This window comes from Escherichia sp. KTE96 (assembly GCF_000408525.1).
In the GTDB taxonomy this organism is placed as follows: domain Bacteria; phylum Pseudomonadota; class Gammaproteobacteria; order Enterobacterales; family Enterobacteriaceae; genus Escherichia; species Escherichia marmotae.
The window spans coordinates 434,960-450,701 of record NZ_KE137146.1 but is presented as its reverse complement, the minus strand read 5'-3'; the positions used below and the strand labels follow the sequence as shown (position 1 = coordinate 450,701).

Genomic DNA, 15,742 nt, shown 5'->3' with positions numbered 1-15,742 from the left:
TGCCGCGTGAATGCTGATTTATCGTCATCTTCATGGCAAACTAGCCGCCGAAATTAATGCGACCATGCCCTGGAGGAATACGTGGATAAAATTTTCGTTGATGAAGCAGTAAATGAACTGCAAACCATTCAGGACATGTTGCGCTGGTCGGTTAGCCGCTTCAGCGCGGCAAATATCTGGTACGGTCATGGCACCGACAACCCGTGGGACGAAGCGGTGCAACTGGTATTGCCGTCGCTCTACCTGCCGCTGGATATTCCGGAAGATATGCGCAACGCCCGCCTGACCTCCAGCGAAAAACACCGTATTGTTGAGCGCGTGATCCGCCGCGTCAACGAGCGCGTTCCGGTTGCCTATCTGACCAACAAAGCCTGGTTCTGCGGCCATGAATTTTACGTCGATGAACGCGTGCTGGTGCCGCGTTCACCGATTGGTGAACTGATCAACAATAAATTTGCCGGACTTATCAGCAAGCAACCGCAACATATTCTGGATATGTGTACCGGTAGTGGCTGCATTGCTATTGCCTGCGCTTATGCCTTCCCGGAAGCGGAAGTCGACGCGGTGGACATCTCTCCCGACGCGCTGGCGGTAGCCGAACAGAACATTGAAGAACATGGTCTGATCCACAACGTCATACCGATTCGTTCCGATCTGTTCCGTGATTTGCCGAAAGTGCAGTACGACCTGATCGTCACCAACCCGCCGTATGTCGATGCGGAAGATATGTCCGACCTGCCAAACGAATACCGTCACGAGCCGGAGCTGGGGCTGGCGTCTGGCACTGATGGCCTGAAACTGACACGTCGCATTCTCGGCAACGCGGCGGATTATCTTGCTGATGATGGTGTACTGATTTGTGAAGTCGGCAACAGCATGGTACATCTGATGGAACAATATCCGGATGTTCCGTTCACCTGGCTGGAGTTTGATAACGGTGGCGATGGTGTGTTTATGCTCACCAAAGCGCAGCTTATTGCGGCACGAGAACATTTTGGTATTTATAAAGATTAAATTTACTCGTCATTCTTCAAGTTGCATGTGCTGCGTCTGCGGGTTATTCGGCCCATCCATGGGCCTCACCCCTTACGGGGCCGCTGCAAGTAGCGTTCAAATCCGCTCCATGCGGATTTGTCGTTCACCCCAGTCACTTACTTCTGTAAGCTCCTGGGGATTCACTCACTTGTCGCCTTCCTGCAACTTGAATTATTTAGAGTAAAAAATGCAAACACAACAATAACGGAGCCGTGATGGCTGGAAACACAATTGGACAACTCTTTCGCGTAACCACCTTCGGTGAATCGCACGGGCTTGCGCTCGGTTGCATCGTCGATGGTGTTCCGCCAGGCATCCCGCTGACGGAAGCAGACCTGCAATACGATCTCGACCGGCGTCGCCCGGGGACATCGCGCTATACCACCCAGCGTCGTGAACCGGATCAGGTCAAAATTCTTTCCGGCGTTTTTGAAGGTGTCACCACCGGCACCAGTATTGGCTTGTTGATCGAAAACACCGACCAGCGCTCTCAAGATTACAGCGCAATTAAAGACGTTTTCCGTCCGGGTCATGCTGATTACACCTACGAACAAAAATACGGCCTGCGCGATTATCGCGGCGGCGGACGTTCTTCCGCCCGTGAAACCGCCATGCGCGTTGCGGCTGGAGCAATTGCTAAAAAATATCTCGCCGGAAAATTTGGCATCGAAATTCGCGGCTGCCTGAGCCAGATGGGCGACATTCCACTGGAAATCAAAGACTGGTCGCAAGTTGAACAAAATCCGTTCTTCTGCCCGGACCCGGATAAAATCGACGCGTTAGATGAGTTGATGCGCGCGCTGAAAAAAGAGGGCGACTCCATCGGTGCGAAAGTGACTGTTGTTGCCAGTGGCGTACCCGCCGGACTTGGCGAACCGGTATTTGATCGCCTGGATGCTGACATCGCCCACGCGTTGATGAGCATTAATGCGGTGAAAGGCGTGGAAATTGGCGACGGTTTTGACGTGGTGGCGCTGCGTGGCAGCCAGAACCGTGACGAAATCACCAAAGAAGGTTTTCAGAGCAACCATGCGGGCGGTATTCTCGGTGGTATCAGCAGCGGGCAGCAAATCATTGCCCATATGGCGCTAAAACCGACCTCCAGCATTACCGTGCCTGGGCGTACAATTAACCGCTTTGGCGAAGAAGTTGAGATGATCACCAAAGGCCGTCACGATCCTTGTGTCGGGATCCGCGCGGTGCCGATCGCTGAAGCGATGCTGGCAATCGTTTTGATGGATCACCTGTTACGACAACGGGCGCAAAATGCCGATGTGAAGACTGATATTCCACGCTGGTAAAAAATGAACAAAACTGCGATTGCGCTGCTGGCCCTGCTTGCCAGTAGCACCAGCCTGGCAGCAACGCCGTGGCAAAAAATTACCCAACCTGTGCCGGGTAGCGCACAATCGATAGGCAGTTTTTCCAATGGCTGTATCGTCGGCGCTGACACGCTACCGATACAGTCCGAACATTATCAGGTGATGCGTACCGATCAGCGTCGCTATTTCGGTCATCCGGATCTGGTGATGTTTATCCAGCGTCTGAGTAGCCAGGTGAACAATCTGGGTATGGGGACGGTGCTGATTGGCGATATGGGGATGCCCGCAGGTGGGCGTTTCAACGGCGGCCACGCCAGCCACCAGACCGGACTGGATGTCGATATCTTCCTGCAACTGCCGAAAACTCGCTGGACCGCCGCGCAACTTTTGCGTCCGCAGGCGCTGGATTTGGTTTCCCGTGATGGCAAGCATGTCGTCCCAACGCTGTGGAAGCCGGAAATTTTCAGTCTGATCAAACTTGCTGCGCAGGACAAAGACGTGACGCGCATTTTTGTTAATCCGGCGATAAAACAACAACTTTGCCTTGATGCAGGCACCGATCGTGACTGGTTGCGGAAAGTGCGACCCTGGTTCCAGCATCGCGCACATATGCATGTACGATTACGTTGTCCTGCCGATAGCCTGGAGTGTGAAGACCAACCTTTACCACCGCCGGGCGATGGTTGCGGGGCAGAACTGCAAAGCTGGTTTGAACCACCAAAACCGGGAACAACAAAGCCTGAGAAGAAGACACCGCCTCCGTTGCCGCCTTCCTGCCAGGCGCTACTGGATGAGCACGTGATCTAATGGAAACGTTTAATAGCCTGTTTATGGTTTCCCCGCTGTTGCTGGGAGTTCTCTTTTTTGTCGCGATACTGGCGGGATTTATCGACTCGATTGCCGGTGGTGGTGGGTTACTCACTATTCCGGCATTGATGGCGGCGGGGATGTCTCCGGCTAACGCGCTGGCAACTAACAAACTGCAAGCCTGCGGTGGCTCTATTTCCGCCACCATCTACTTTATTCGCCGCAAAGTCGTCAGCTTAAGCGATCAGAAACTCAATATCGCCATGACCTTTGTCGGCTCGATGAGCGGCGCACTGCTGGTGCAGTATGTTAAAGCTGATGTGCTGCGGCAAATTTTACCGATTCTGGTGATTTGTATCGGTCTTTATTTCTTACTGATGCCCAAACTGGGAGAAGAAGATCGCCAGCGTCGGATGTATGGGCTGCCATTTGCGCTGGTCGCAGGGGGCTGCGTTGGTTTTTACGACGGATTCTTTGGCCCGGCAGCCGGATCGTTTTACGCACTGGCCTTCGTTACGCTGTGCGGCTTTAACCTCGCCAAAGCCACCGCCCATGCCAAATTACTTAACGCAACGTCAAACATCGGCGGTCTGCTGCTGTTTATTCTCGGCGGCAAAGTGATTTGGGCGACAGGATTCGTGATGCTGGTGGGGCAGTTCCTCGGCGCGCGTATGGGTTCAAGACTGGTGTTGAGCAAAGGACAAAAACTGATCCGCCCGATGATCGTTATCGTCTCGGCGGTGATGAGTGCCAAATTACTTTATGATAGCCATGGACAGGAGATCCTCCACTGGTTGGGGATGAACTAATGAACAGTACACACCACTACAAGCAGTTGATTGAAATTTTTAATAGCTGCTTTGCCGATGAATTTAATACCCGTCTGATTAAAGGCGACGACGAACCGATCTATCTTCCTGCTGATGCGGAAGTTCCATATAACCGAATCGTCTTTGCTCATGGCTTTTACGCCAGTGCTATCCACGAGATTTCGCACTGGTGTATTGCCGGGAAAGCGCGCCGTGAACTGGTTGATTTTGGTTACTGGTATTGCCCTGACGGACGCGATGCCCGGACGCAAAGCCAGTTTGAAGATGTTGAAGTTAAGCCGCAGGCGCTTGACTGGTTGTTCTGCGTGGCGGCGGGATATCCGTTTAACGTCAGTTGCGACAACCTGGAAGGCGACGTCGAACCGGATCGTGTGGTATTCCAACGACGGGTTCATGCGCAGGTGATGGATTATCTGGCGAACGGTATTCCTGAACGTCCGGCACGCTTCATAAAAGCATTACGAAATTATTATCACACGCCGGAACTTACGGCGGAACAGTTCCCGTGGCCGGAAGCGCTCAACTGAAGCCAGCGCCACGTTTACAATGAGGAAAGAAGATGATCGCGGAGTTTGAATCACGCATTCTGGCATTAATCGACGGTATGGTTGACCATGCCAGTGATGATGAGTTGTTTGCCAGTGGGTATTTGCGTGGCCACCTGACGTTAGCCATCGCAGAACTGGAAAGTGGTGATGACCACTCCGCCCAGGCGGTGCATACAACCGTTAGCCAGAGTCTGGAGAAAGCGATTGGTGCGGGTGAATTGTCGCCACGCGATCAGGCGCTGGTGACCGATATGTGGGAACACCTGTTTCAGCAGGCTTCACAGCAGTAAGTTGTGGCGTCTGGAGCACCATGCCTGATGCGACGCTTACCGCGTCTTATCAGGCCTACAGGTCACACGTAGGTCGGATAAGGCGTTCACGCCGCATCCGACAAACAATGCCAAAGCAGATTACCCTACCTTAACCGCTTTACCCTTCAATAACTTCCGTACCCATAACCGATTTGGATTTAATGCCGCCAGCGTACTGGCATCCATCGGAACAGGTTCTTCACTCATCTGTGCCGCCAGAATCTCGGCGCACAGCGGGGCAGAGCACAAACCGCGCGAACCCAAAGCAGCAAGCATAAAGAGATCGTCATAGACTGGTGCGCTTACCGCTTCATCTTTCTGTTCCGCCAGCGAGGTATATTCCGCGAGCGTGGCGTCATAATCGGGGACATTTCCCACCATGGGCAGATGATCGCGCGTGGCACAACGTACACCACAACGAGCCTCTTTATCACTGACATCAACTTCTTTCGTCCACTGCGCCTGCGGGAAGCAATCAATCAACCGTTGGCGATTCTGCTGCTGATCGTCCTCACTGTAGGTCGTATCTTCACTACCGCGGTGATAACTGGCACCAATACAATGGTGCTGATTCGCCGGATTTTGTGGTGTGAGATAACCGTCATAGCACAGCACCTGCTTCAGTTTCGCCAGTTCCGGCGTTGTCGGAATATGACTGACCTGTCCGGCAACCGAATACACCGGTAGAGGTGACGTCTGGCTGAATCGGCTGATTTGATGCCCGTTCGCCAGTACCACCACGCTATGCATCACCTGCTGATGATCTGCAAATGTCAGTTGCCACCCGTCATCCTTACGCAATAAATCCTGCAACTGATGTTGATAACGAATCTGCAAACCTTGCTGTTCCGCCTGTTCCAGTACATTACGGGTAAGTTCTGCCGGACATAGCCAGCCGCCTTGCGGATAAGTAATACCGCCACAATTTGTCGCAACACCTGTAATGTTTTCAACCTCATTTGCGTTGACCGCCATCGCCAGATCTGCGGGTAAATCCATCGATAACATCTGCGCGATTTTGTGCTGGCTTTTCTCATCCCAGGCTAGCTGCGTTACGCCGCACCAGTCATGATTAAATTTAACGGGTAATTGACCGTAAAGCCGACGGGCAAAAGTAAATGCATTAGAGAAAAAGCGGTTCAGCGCCTCATCGTGTTTGCTTAATAACGGATACAGCGCTCCCTGACGATTACCAGAAGCACCAAGCGCGGGAGCGTTATCCGCGCAGTAAAGCGTTACCTGCCAGCCGCGCCGCAACAGCGCCAGTGACAACAACGCGCTGGCGATACCGCCGCCAATAATCGCCACTTCCCGTTTGTTGCTACCTGTGCGATTAAACCACGGTGCGGAAGAGGGCAGTGATAATGTCTGTTCCATCACGCCGCAAAGCATCTCCCGTTTCCGCCCAAAACCCTTACGCTTTTGCATCGTGAATCCAGCTTCCTGCAAGCCCCGGCGGACAAAACCGGCAGACGTGAAGGTTGCCAGCGTGCAGCCAGGACGTGCCAGACGCGCCATGGCGTTAAACAGATTTTGCGTCCACATATCCGGGTTTTTCGCTGGCGCAAAGCCGTCCAGAAACCAGGCATCCACTTTTTGATTTAGTGAATTGTCCAGTTGGCTGGTGAGTTCGTTAATATCGCCAAACCATAAATCCAGCGTTACGCGGCCTTCATCGAGCAATAAACGATGACAACCGGGCAAGGGTAAAGGCCACTGCGCCTGAAGCTGTTTCGCCCACGGTGCCAGTTCTGGCCAGTGTTGATGTGCTAACGATAAATCAGCCTGGGTGAGGGGAAATTTCTCAAAACTAATGAAGTGCAATCGCTGCAATTGTGCCTGTGGATGCGCTTCGCGAAACTGATCAAATGCCTGCCATAGCGTCAGGAAGTTTAATCCGGTGCCGAAGCCGCTCTCTGCTACCACAAACAGAGGATGTGGATGTGTGGGAAAACGTGCCTCTAATTGGTTACCCCCCAGAAAAACATAACGCGTCTCTTCCAGTCCGTTATCGTTGGAAAAATAGACATCGTCAAAATCTCGGGAAACAGGTGTACCCTCAGCATTAAATTCGAGGTTGGCAGGTTGTATAGCGTAGTGTTTCACGTAAGTTACTCGTCTTACAGGCGGTGGCTCGATCTTAGCGATGTGTGTCAGGCTGCGCAAATTTCTCTATAAATTGTCTGATCGGACTTGTTCGGCGTACAAGTGTACGCTATTGTGCATTCGAAACTTACTCTATGTGCGACTTACAGAGGTATTGAATGAAACGTGCAGTGATTACTGGCCTGGGCATTGTTTCCAGCATCGGTAATAACCAGCAGGAAGTCCTGGCATCTCTGCGTGAAGGACGTTCAGGGATCACTTTCTCTCAGGAGCTGAAGGATTCCGGCATGCGTAGCCACGTCTGGGGCAACGTAAAACTGGATACCACTGGCCTCATTGACCGCAAAGTTGTGCGCTTTATGAGCGACGCATCCATCTATGCATTCCTTTCTATGGAGCAGGCAATCGCAGATGCTGGCCTCTCCCCGGAAGCTTACCAGAATAACCCGCGCGTTGGCCTGATTGCAGGTTCTGGCGGCGGTTCCCCGCGTTTCCAGGTGTTCGGTGCTGACGCAATGCGCGGCCCGCGTGGCCTGAAAGCGGTTGGCCCGTATGTGGTCACCAAAGCGATGGCATCTGGCGTTTCTGCCTGCCTCGCCACACCGTTTAAAATCCACGGTGTTAACTACTCCATCAGCTCCGCTTGTGCGACTTCCGCACACTGTATCGGTAACGCAGTCGAGCAGATCCAACTGGGCAAACAAGACATCGTGTTTGCTGGTGGTGGCGAAGAGCTGTGCTGGGAAATGGCGTGCGAATTTGACGCGATGGGCGCGCTGTCTACCAAATACAATGACACCCCGGAAAAAGCCTCCCGTACTTATGACGCTCACCGCGATGGTTTTGTTATCGCTGGCGGCGGCGGTATGGTGGTGGTTGAAGAGCTGGAACACGCGCTGGCTCGTGGTGCTCACATCTACGCTGAAATCGTTGGCTACGGCGCAACGTCTGATGGCGCAGACATGGTTGCTCCGTCTGGCGAGGGCGCGGTTCGCTGCATGAAGATGGCGATGCACGGCGTTGATACCCCAATCGACTACCTGAACTCTCACGGTACTTCGACTCCGGTTGGCGATGTGAAAGAGTTGGCAGCTATCCGGGAAGTGTTCGGTGATAATAGCCCGGCGATTTCTGCAACTAAAGCGATGACCGGTCACTCACTGGGCGCTGCGGGTGTGCAGGAAGCAATCTACTCTCTGCTGATGCTGGAACACGGCTTTATCGCCCCAAGCATTAACATTGAAGAGCTGGACGAGCAGGCTGCGGGACTGAACATCGTAACCGAAACGACCGATCGCGAGCTGACCACCGTTATGTCTAACAGCTTCGGCTTCGGCGGCACCAACGCCACGCTGGTAATGCGTAAGCTGAAAGATTAATTCTGCGACATGTCGGAGTCGGTTGGAGCAGCTCGGATAAGACGCGTAAGCGTCGCATCCGACATTACGCGCCAGCTCCGCATTCGGCAGTAACGCAAAAGGGAGCCTGATGGTTCCCTTTTTCACATCATTGACAATCGCTGTTTGTTCCAGGCAAACTTCTTGCTTTGTCGATATCCTGCTGAAAATACGTACGCGTTAAACCCTTCCAACGCACTGTAACCCTGAAAACCAGAGAGATAAGACGGGGAAATTCTTCGCCTTGCGCTGCATTCTGGAGTAATGCATGACTGCTGTAAGCCAAACAGAAACACGATCTTCTGCCAATTTTTCGCTTTTTCGCATCGCTTTTGCGGTTTTTTTGACCTACATGACCGTAGGGTTACCTTTGCCGGTGATCCCACTTTTTGTCCATCATGAGCTAGGCTATGGCAACACCATGGTCGGAATTGCCGTTGGCATTCAGTTTCTGGCTACGGTATTAACACGAGGTTATGCCGGACGGCTGGCCGATCAATATGGGGCAAAACGTTCAGCACTTCAGGGCATGTTATCCTGTGGCCTGGCCGGTGGTGCTTTATTGCTGGCTGCGCTTTTACCTGTTTCTGCGCCGATTAAATTTGCCCTGCTGGTCGTCGGGCGTTTGATCCTTGGCTTTGGTGAAAGTCAGTTGCTGACTGGTGCTCTGACCTGGGGATTAGGCATCGTCGGGCCAAAACACTCCGGAAAAGTGATGTCGTGGAATGGGATGGCGATTTACGGCGCACTGGCTGTCGGCGCACCGCTTGGCTTACTGATCCATAGTCATTACGGTTTTGCCGTCCTGGCACTTACGACAATGATACTGCCGTTGCTGGCGTGGGCCTGCAATGGCACGGTGCGCAAAGTACCAGCTCTGGCGGGAGAACGCCCCTCGCTGTGGAGTGTCGTCGGTCTTATCTGGAAGCCTGGGCTGGGCCTGGCGCTTCAGGGCGTGGGCTTTGCGGTTATCGGGACCTTCGTTTCGCTTTACTTTGCCAGCAAAGGATGGGCGATGGCGGGCTTTACGCTCACCGCCTTTGGCGGCGCATTTGTCGTAATGCGCGTAATGTTTGGCTGGATGCCAGACCGTTTTGGTGGCGTAAAAGTGGCGATAGTCTCTCTGCTGGTAGAAACGGCCGGCTTGTTGATGCTCTGGCAGGCACCGGGAGCGTGGGTCGCATTAGCGGGCGCGGCGTTAACCGGGGCTGGGTGTTCGCTTATATTCCCGGCCCTGGGTGTGGAAGTGGTTAAACGCGTTCCTTCCCAGGTGCGCGGCACAGCGCTCGGTGGCTATGCCGCGTTTCAGGATATCGCCCTCGGTGTTTCCGGGCCGCTGGCGGGTGTTCTGGCGACCTCGTTTGGCTACTCTTCGGTATTTCTTGCCGGGGCGATATCGGCGGTGCTGGGGATTATTGTGACGATACTGTCGTTTCGCCGGGGTTAACCCACTAGCCAGATCAACATCACAATGATGACGACGAATAATATCCACAGGCTGGGGCGCATTGACATTTCTTTCATCGTGTCAATTAATGGGGTAAAGGGATTGAGCAGCGGTTGAATATCACGCGGTTCAATGCCTTTCACCCGCCGCTGATAGAGCTGGTTAAGGATATCTTCGGCCTGTGCAGACGTCAGGGCTGATTGTGTTGAAAGCCCATACTTTTGCTCAACATACGTCGATAATACCGTCAACTCGCTTGCATCCAGTGGCTGCTTTAGCGCCATCTGGAGTGACTCCAGCGTCGGAGTGTGTTGCTGACTTAACGCCTGACGAGCCTGTAACCAGGTGACCAGATGGTTAAACAGTTTCGCCGGAATCAACTCGCCATCTTTCACCCCTGAAAGTTCCAGCATCGATTGCCAAATCTGTTTGCTGGGTTCCCCTGTTGCCGCCGCGAGTTTGGTGACCAGTTGCTTGAGCGTATTGTGTTCCGCTGGTAATAAAGGTCGGTCGGTCGCCTGGCGCTGTTGCGGCTGCGGGATAACCATCTTCCCTTCCTGTAGTAGCGTCAGGACGGTTTTTAATTGCTCTGGTGAGAGTTGATTTAGCGGCGTCTGACCAAAGTTATGCCGGATATAATCCGTGACGGCCTGACGATTATTTCCCAGACGTAAATACTCCCCCAATTGGGCCAAAAGTTGGCGGACAGAATAACTTTTTTGCGCAGACAGCAAACGTTGCGCAAGGTTTTGTTCTGCTGCCGGGAAATGGCGTGAAAGCAAAGGTGAATCACCCGGCAGACCGATGTCGTGCTTTATATTGGCCCACAACTCTGCGCTCTGCTGTTGCGTCAGCGAAGTCACTTTGATCATCAAACTTTCCAACGCGGTACGTTGCAAGCTGGATAAAGGCTGATTGCCTGCGCCAGACGACAGGTTATCCCCCTGACCTGGTGGTTGCGCAGGAGGAGGGCCTGAAAGAGGTTGTATCATTACGTATCCTTATACCTGAAATCATCGCAAGTATGCCTGGCCGCGAGATTATGGCACACTTGTCCGGTTAACTCTCGTTCTCATACAGGTAGCACAAACGTGAAAATCCTTGTTGATGAAAATATGCCTTATGCCCGCGAATTATTTAGCCGTTTGGGTGAGGTGAAAGCGGTTCCGGGGCGTCCAATTCCAGTCGCAGAACTGGATGGCGCGGATGCGTTGATGGTGCGTTCGGTCACGAAAGTGAACGCGTCGCTGCTGACGGGGAAATCAGTAAAATTTGTTGGCACCGCCACTGCGGGGACCGACCATGTTGATGAGGCATGGTTGCAGCAGGCAGGGATCGGTTTTTCTGCCGCACCTGGCTGCAATGCGATTGCGGTAGTGGAATATGTTTTCTCGTCGTTGCTAATGCTTGCCGAACGCGATGGATTTTCACTGCATGACCGTACCGTGGGGATCGTGGGAGTTGGTAACGTTGGTCGTCGATTACAGGCGCGGCTGGAGGCGTTGGGAATTAAAACCTTGCTTTGCGATCCGCCACGCGCCGATCGTGGGGATGAGGGAGATTTCCGTTCTCTTGATGAGCTGGTTCAGCACGCGGATATTCTGACGTTCCATACACCACTCTTTAAAGATGGTCCGTACAAAACGCGGCATCTGGCGGATGAAAAACTGATCCGCAGCCTGAAGCCGGGGACGATTCTGATTAACGCTTGCCGTGGCGCAGTCGTCGATAATACCGCACTGCTGACCTGTCTGAATGAAGGCCAGAAGTTAAGCGTGGTGCTGGACGTCTGGGAGGGCGAGCCAGAACTCAACGTCGAGCTGCTGCAAAAAGTGGATATCGGCACGCCGCATATCGCGGGCTATACCCTCGAAGGTAAAGCGCGTGGCACCACGCAAGTGTTTGAGGCTTATAGCAAGTTTATTGGTCATGAACAGCACATCGCGCTGGATACCTTATTGCCAACACCAGAATTTGGCCGTATTACGCTGCATGGCTCGCTCGATCAGCCAACGCTAAAAAGGCTGGTGCATTTGGTGTATGATGTGCGCCGCGATGACGCACCGCTGCGTAAAGTCGCCGGGATACCGGGTGAGTTCGATAAACTGCGCAAAAATTACCTTGAACGCCGTGAATGGTCGTCTCTGTATGTGATTTGCGATGACGCCAACGCGGCGGCATTACTGTGTAAATTGGGTTTTAACGCCGTTCATCATCCGGCACGTTAATCTCTTCTTCATGCTCTCTGCTGTAATATCGGCAGGGAGTTTTGCTATTTCTGGAGTAAACCACCATGTCTGAAGGCTGGAACATTGCTGTCCTGGGCGCAACTGGCGCTGTGGGCGAAGCCCTGATTGAAACGCTGGCTGAACGTCAGTTCCCGGTTGGGGAAATTTATGCACTGGCACGTAACGAAAGCGCAGGTGAACATCTGCGTTTTGGTGGTAAGACAATCACCGTGCAGGATGCTGCCGATTTTGACTGGACGCAGGCGCAACTGGCGTTTTTTGTTGCAGGTAAAGAAGCTACCGCCGCCTGGGTTGAAGAAGCCACTAACGCGGGATGTCTGGTCATTGATAGCAGCGGCCTGTTTGCTCTCGAACCTGATGTTCCGCTGGTGGTGCCGGACGTGAATCCGTTTGTACTGGCGGACTACCGTAACCGTAACGTTATTGCTGTTCCTGATAGCCTGACCAGCCAGTTACTGGCTGCACTGAAACCGTTAATCGATCAGGGCGGTTTGTCGCGCATCAGCGTTACCAGCCTGATTTCTGCCTCCGCTCAGGGCAAAAAAGCGGTGGATGCATTAGCCGGGCAGAGCGCGAAATTGCTCAACGGTATTCCGATTGATGAAGATGATTTCTTTGGTCGTCAGTTGGCGTTTAATATGCTGCCCTTGCTACCGGATCGCGAAGGTAACGTACGTGAAGAGCGCCGTATTGTCGATGAAGTGCGCAAAATTATGCAGGACGAAGGGCTGATGATTTCGGCTAGTGTCGTTCAGGCACCGGTATTTTACGGTCATGCTCAGATGGTCAACTTCGAAGCATTACGTCCGCTGGCGGCAGAAGAAGCGCGTGATGCGTTTTCCCAAAGCGAAGATATTGTGCTTTCTGAAGAGAATGAATTCCCAACGCAGGTGGGCGATGCGTCTGGTTCTCCGCATCTTTCTGTCGGCTGTGTTCGTAATGACTATGGTATGCCAGAGCAAATCCAGTTCTGGTCGGTGGCCGACAACGTCCGTTTTGGGGGGGCACTGATGGCGGTGAAGATCGCTGAAAAACTGGTGCAGGAGTACCTGTACTAATGTCCGACCAGCAACAACCGCCAGTTTATAAAATTGCGCTGGGTATTGAGTACGACGGCAGCAGATATTACGGCTGGCAACGGCAGAATGAAGTCCGCAGTGTGCAGGAAAAGCTGGAAAAGGCGCTCTCGCAGGTAGCGAACGAACCCATCACCGTGTTCTGTGCCGGGCGAACCGACGCAGGGGTACACGGCACCGGGCAGGTAGTGCATTTTGAAACCACCGCGTTACGCAAAGACGCTGCGTGGACGTTAGGCGTAAATGCGAATTTACCTGGTGACATCGCCGTGCGTTGGGTTAAAGCTGTACCCGATGATTTTCACGCCCGATTTAGCGCTACGGCTCGCCGTTATCGCTACATCATCTACAATCATCGACTGCGTCCGGCGGTACTGAGTAAAGGTGTTACCCACTTTTACGAACCGCTGGATGCCGAACGGATGCATCGGGCGGCACAATGCCTGTTGGGCGAGAATGATTTCACCTCGTTCCGCGCGGTGCAGTGTCAGTCCCGAACGCCGTGGCGTAACGTTATGCATATCAACGTCACGCGTCACGGTCCCTATGTGGTGGTAGATATCAAAGCGAATGCCTTTGTACATCATATGGTGAGGAATATTGTCGGCAGCCTGATGGAAGTGGGTGCCCACAACCAGCCGGAGAGCTGGATAGCAGAGCTGTTGGCGGCTAAGGACAGGACGCTGGCGGCAGCAACGGCGAAAGCGGAAGGGTTGTATCTGGTCGCGGTGGATTACCCGGACAGATTCGATCTTCCAAAGCCGCCAATGGGCCCGCTCTTTCTGGCGGACTAATTTTAGTCGTACAAGGCATAGGCAAATATGGACCTGATTTATTTCCTCATCGATTTTATCCTGCACATTGACGTGCATTTGGCGGAACTGGTCGCGCAGTATGGCGTCTGGGTTTATGCCATTTTGTTTGTGATTTTGTTCTGTGAAACTGGTTTGGTAGTGACACCGTTTCTGCCGGGAGATTCGCTGCTGTTTGTTGCCGGGGCGCTGGCCTCGCTGGGAACTAACGATCTCAATGTCCATATGATGGTAGTACTGATGCTGGTTGCCGCGATTGTTGGCGATGCCGTTAACTACACTATTGGGCGGTTGTTCGGTGAGAAATTATTCAGCAATCCGAACTCGAAAATTTTCCGTCGCAGTTATCTCGACAAAACCCATCAGTTTTATGAGAAACATGGCGGCAAAACCATTATTCTCGCCCGTTTTGTGCCAATCGTCAGAACGTTCGCCCCGTTCGTTGCGGGGATGGGCCACATGTCATACCGTCATTTCGCCGCTTATAACGTGATCGGCGCGCTGTTGTGGGTTCTACTTTTTACCTACGCAGGCTATTTCTTCGGTACAATCCCAATGGTTCAGGATAACCTTAAGCTGCTGATCGTCGGGATTATTGTGGTTTCCATTCTGCCGGGCGTCATCGAAATTATCCGTCACAAACGCGCTGCGGCACGCGCCGCAAAATAAAAAGTAACTCCGCGGTTCGACCACTTTTTTATCCAAAGTTTCGGGCTGTTATGTTTTAATGTGCAACATTCATGGTCTGTTGGGGGCAAAAATGGCATTATGCGTCCCCAAAGATAAAGCTGGCATCGAACCAGGTTCAGACAGAAAGGTCCCTAATGAGCTGGATTGAACGAATTAAAAGCAACATTACTCCCACCCGCAAGGCGAGCATTCCTGAAGGCGTGTGGACTAAGTGTGATAGCTGCGGTCAGGTTTTATACCGTGCTGAGCTGGAACGTAATCTTGAGGTCTGTCCGAAGTGTGACCATCACATGCGTATGACGGCGCGTAATCGCCTGCATAGCCTGTTGGATGAAGGAAGCCTTGTGGAGCTGGGTAGCGAGCTTGAGCCGAAAGATGTGCTGAAGTTCCGTGACTCCAAAAAGTATAAAGACCGTCTGGCATCTGCACAGAAAGAAACCGGCGAAAAAGACGCGCTGGTAGTAATGAAAGGCACCTTGTATGGAATGCCGGTCGTTGCTGCGGCATTCGAATTTGCCTTTATGGGCGGTTCAATGGGATCTGTGGTGGGTGCGCGTTTCGTGCGTGCCGTTGAGCAGGCGCTGGAAGACAACTGCCCGCTGATCTGCTTCTCCGCTTCCGGTGGCGCACGTATGCAGGAAGCGCTAATGTCGCTGATGCAGATGGCGAAAACCTCTGCTGCGCTGGCGAAAATGCAGGAGCGCGGTCTGCCGTACATCTCCGTGCTGACTGACCCAACCATGGGCGGTGTTTCTGCGAGTTTCGCGATGCTGGGCGATCTCAACATTGCTGAACCGAAAGCGTTAATCGGTTTTGCTGGTCCGCGTGTTATTGAACAGACCGTTCGCGAAAAACTGCCGCCGGGATTCCAGCGCAGTGAGTTCCTGATCGAGAAAGGCGCGATCGACATGATTGTCCGCCGCCCGGAAATGCGCCTGAAACTGGCGAGCATCCTGGCGAAGCTGATGAATCTGCCAGCGCCGAATCCTGAAGCGCCACGCGAAGGCGAAGTGGTGCCACCAGCACCGGATCAGGAACCAGAGGCCTGATAACTGATAAGGGCAGGGCCGCTGGCTCTGCCCTTTTGCTATTATCCCCGTAATGAATCAGCG

15 protein-coding genes are annotated in these 15,742 nt (G+C 53.1%); 13 read left to right on the top strand and 2 right to left on the bottom strand.

Annotation, left to right across the window (positions count from 1 at the left end):
• Positions 1–81: 81 nt before the first annotated feature.
• From prmB to A1WG_RS19185, 6 genes are all read left to right on the top strand, one after another.
• Positions 82–1,014 (top strand): 50S ribosomal protein L3 N(5)-glutamine methyltransferase, encoded by a 933-nt coding sequence (gene prmB / locus A1WG_RS19160; protein WP_001516801.1) that lies wholly within the window; start codon positions 82–84, stop codon positions 1,012–1,014.
• A gap of 236 nt (positions 1,015–1,250) precedes the next feature.
• Positions 1,251–2,336 (top strand): chorismate synthase, encoded by a 1,086-nt coding sequence (gene aroC / locus A1WG_RS19165; RefSeq protein WP_001516799.1) that lies wholly within the window; start codon positions 1,251–1,253, stop codon positions 2,334–2,336.
• Positions 2,337–2,339: 3 nt separating this feature from the next.
• The gene (gene mepA / locus A1WG_RS19170; RefSeq protein ID WP_001043833.1) at positions 2,340–3,164 is read left to right on the top strand and encodes a penicillin-insensitive murein endopeptidase; all 825 of its coding nucleotides are present in this window, start codon (positions 2,340–2,342) and stop codon (positions 3,162–3,164) included.
• Entirely contained in the window at positions 3,164–3,973 is an 810-nt protein-coding gene (locus A1WG_RS19175; RefSeq protein WP_000447350.1) for a sulfite exporter TauE/SafE family protein, read from the top strand. Before mepA ends, A1WG_RS19175 begins: the two co-directional genes overlap by 1 nt.
• Positions 3,973–4,521, top strand: coding sequence for an elongation factor P hydroxylase (gene epmC, locus A1WG_RS19180; protein WP_001516797.1), 549 nt, complete (start codon positions 3,973–3,975; stop codon positions 4,519–4,521). The genes A1WG_RS19175 and epmC overlap by 1 nt, the downstream gene beginning before the upstream one ends.
• A gap of 32 nt (positions 4,522–4,553) precedes the next feature.
• Complete coding sequence (locus A1WG_RS19185; RefSeq protein ID WP_000559761.1) at positions 4,554–4,832, top strand: YfcL family protein; 279 nt, start codon at positions 4,554–4,556, stop codon at positions 4,830–4,832.
• Positions 4,833–4,952: 120 nt separating this feature from the next.
• On the opposite strand, the gene mnmC is transcribed toward A1WG_RS19185, so the two are convergent.
• Entirely contained in the window at positions 4,953–6,959 is a 2,007-nt protein-coding gene (mnmC, locus tag A1WG_RS19190) for a bifunctional tRNA (5-methylaminomethyl-2-thiouridine)(34)-methyltransferase MnmC2/FAD-dependent 5-carboxymethylaminomethyl-2-thiouridine(34) oxidoreductase MnmC1 (RefSeq protein ID WP_000683549.1), read from the bottom strand.
• Positions 6,960–7,117: 158 nt separating this feature from the next.
• Between mnmC and fabB the strand changes: the two genes are divergently transcribed.
• Positions 7,118–8,338 (top strand): beta-ketoacyl-ACP synthase I, encoded by a 1,221-nt coding sequence (fabB, locus tag A1WG_RS19195; protein WP_000817180.1) that lies wholly within the window; start codon positions 7,118–7,120, stop codon positions 8,336–8,338.
• 286 nt (positions 8,339–8,624) lie between these two features.
• A complete protein-coding gene (locus A1WG_RS19200) occupies positions 8,625–9,803 on the top strand; it encodes an MFS transporter (RefSeq protein ID WP_000127795.1) in 1,179 nt (392 codons plus the stop codon).
• Here A1WG_RS19200 and flk read toward each other — a convergent pair.
• A complete protein-coding gene (gene flk, locus A1WG_RS19205; RefSeq protein WP_000615850.1) occupies positions 9,800–10,795 on the bottom strand; it encodes a flagella biosynthesis regulator Flk in 996 nt (331 codons plus the stop codon). The two genes, A1WG_RS19200 and flk, sit on opposite strands and share 4 nt — an antisense overlap.
• A 99-nt stretch (positions 10,796–10,894) precedes the next feature.
• On the opposite strand from flk, the gene pdxB reads away from it, so the two are divergent.
• The 5 genes from pdxB to accD all read left to right on the top strand — a co-directional run bounded on the left by pdxB (position 10,895) and on the right by accD (position 15,679).
• Complete coding sequence (gene pdxB / locus A1WG_RS19210) at positions 10,895–12,031, top strand: 4-phosphoerythronate dehydrogenase PdxB (RefSeq protein ID WP_000699165.1); 1,137 nt, start codon at positions 10,895–10,897, stop codon at positions 12,029–12,031.
• 65 nt (positions 12,032–12,096) lie between these two features.
• Positions 12,097–13,110: an aspartate-semialdehyde dehydrogenase gene (locus tag A1WG_RS19215; protein WP_001289148.1), complete on the top strand. Its 1,014-nt coding sequence runs from the start codon at positions 12,097–12,099 to the stop codon at positions 13,108–13,110.
• Entirely contained in the window at positions 13,110–13,922 is an 813-nt protein-coding gene (gene truA, locus A1WG_RS19220; protein ID WP_001283594.1) for a tRNA pseudouridine(38-40) synthase TruA, read from the top strand. The genes A1WG_RS19215 and truA overlap by 1 nt, the downstream gene beginning before the upstream one ends.
• A 27-nt stretch (positions 13,923–13,949) precedes the next feature.
• Positions 13,950–14,609 carry a DedA family protein gene (locus tag A1WG_RS19225; RefSeq protein ID WP_000364342.1) on the top strand — a complete coding sequence of 220 codons (660 nt, stop codon included), beginning with the start codon at positions 13,950–13,952 and terminating at the stop codon, positions 14,607–14,609.
• 155 nt (positions 14,610–14,764) lie between these two features.
• Positions 14,765–15,679 (top strand): acetyl-CoA carboxylase, carboxyltransferase subunit beta, encoded by a 915-nt coding sequence (gene accD, locus A1WG_RS19230; protein ID WP_000118402.1) that lies wholly within the window; start codon positions 14,765–14,767, stop codon positions 15,677–15,679.
• The last annotated feature ends 63 nt before the right edge of the window (positions 15,680–15,742 follow it).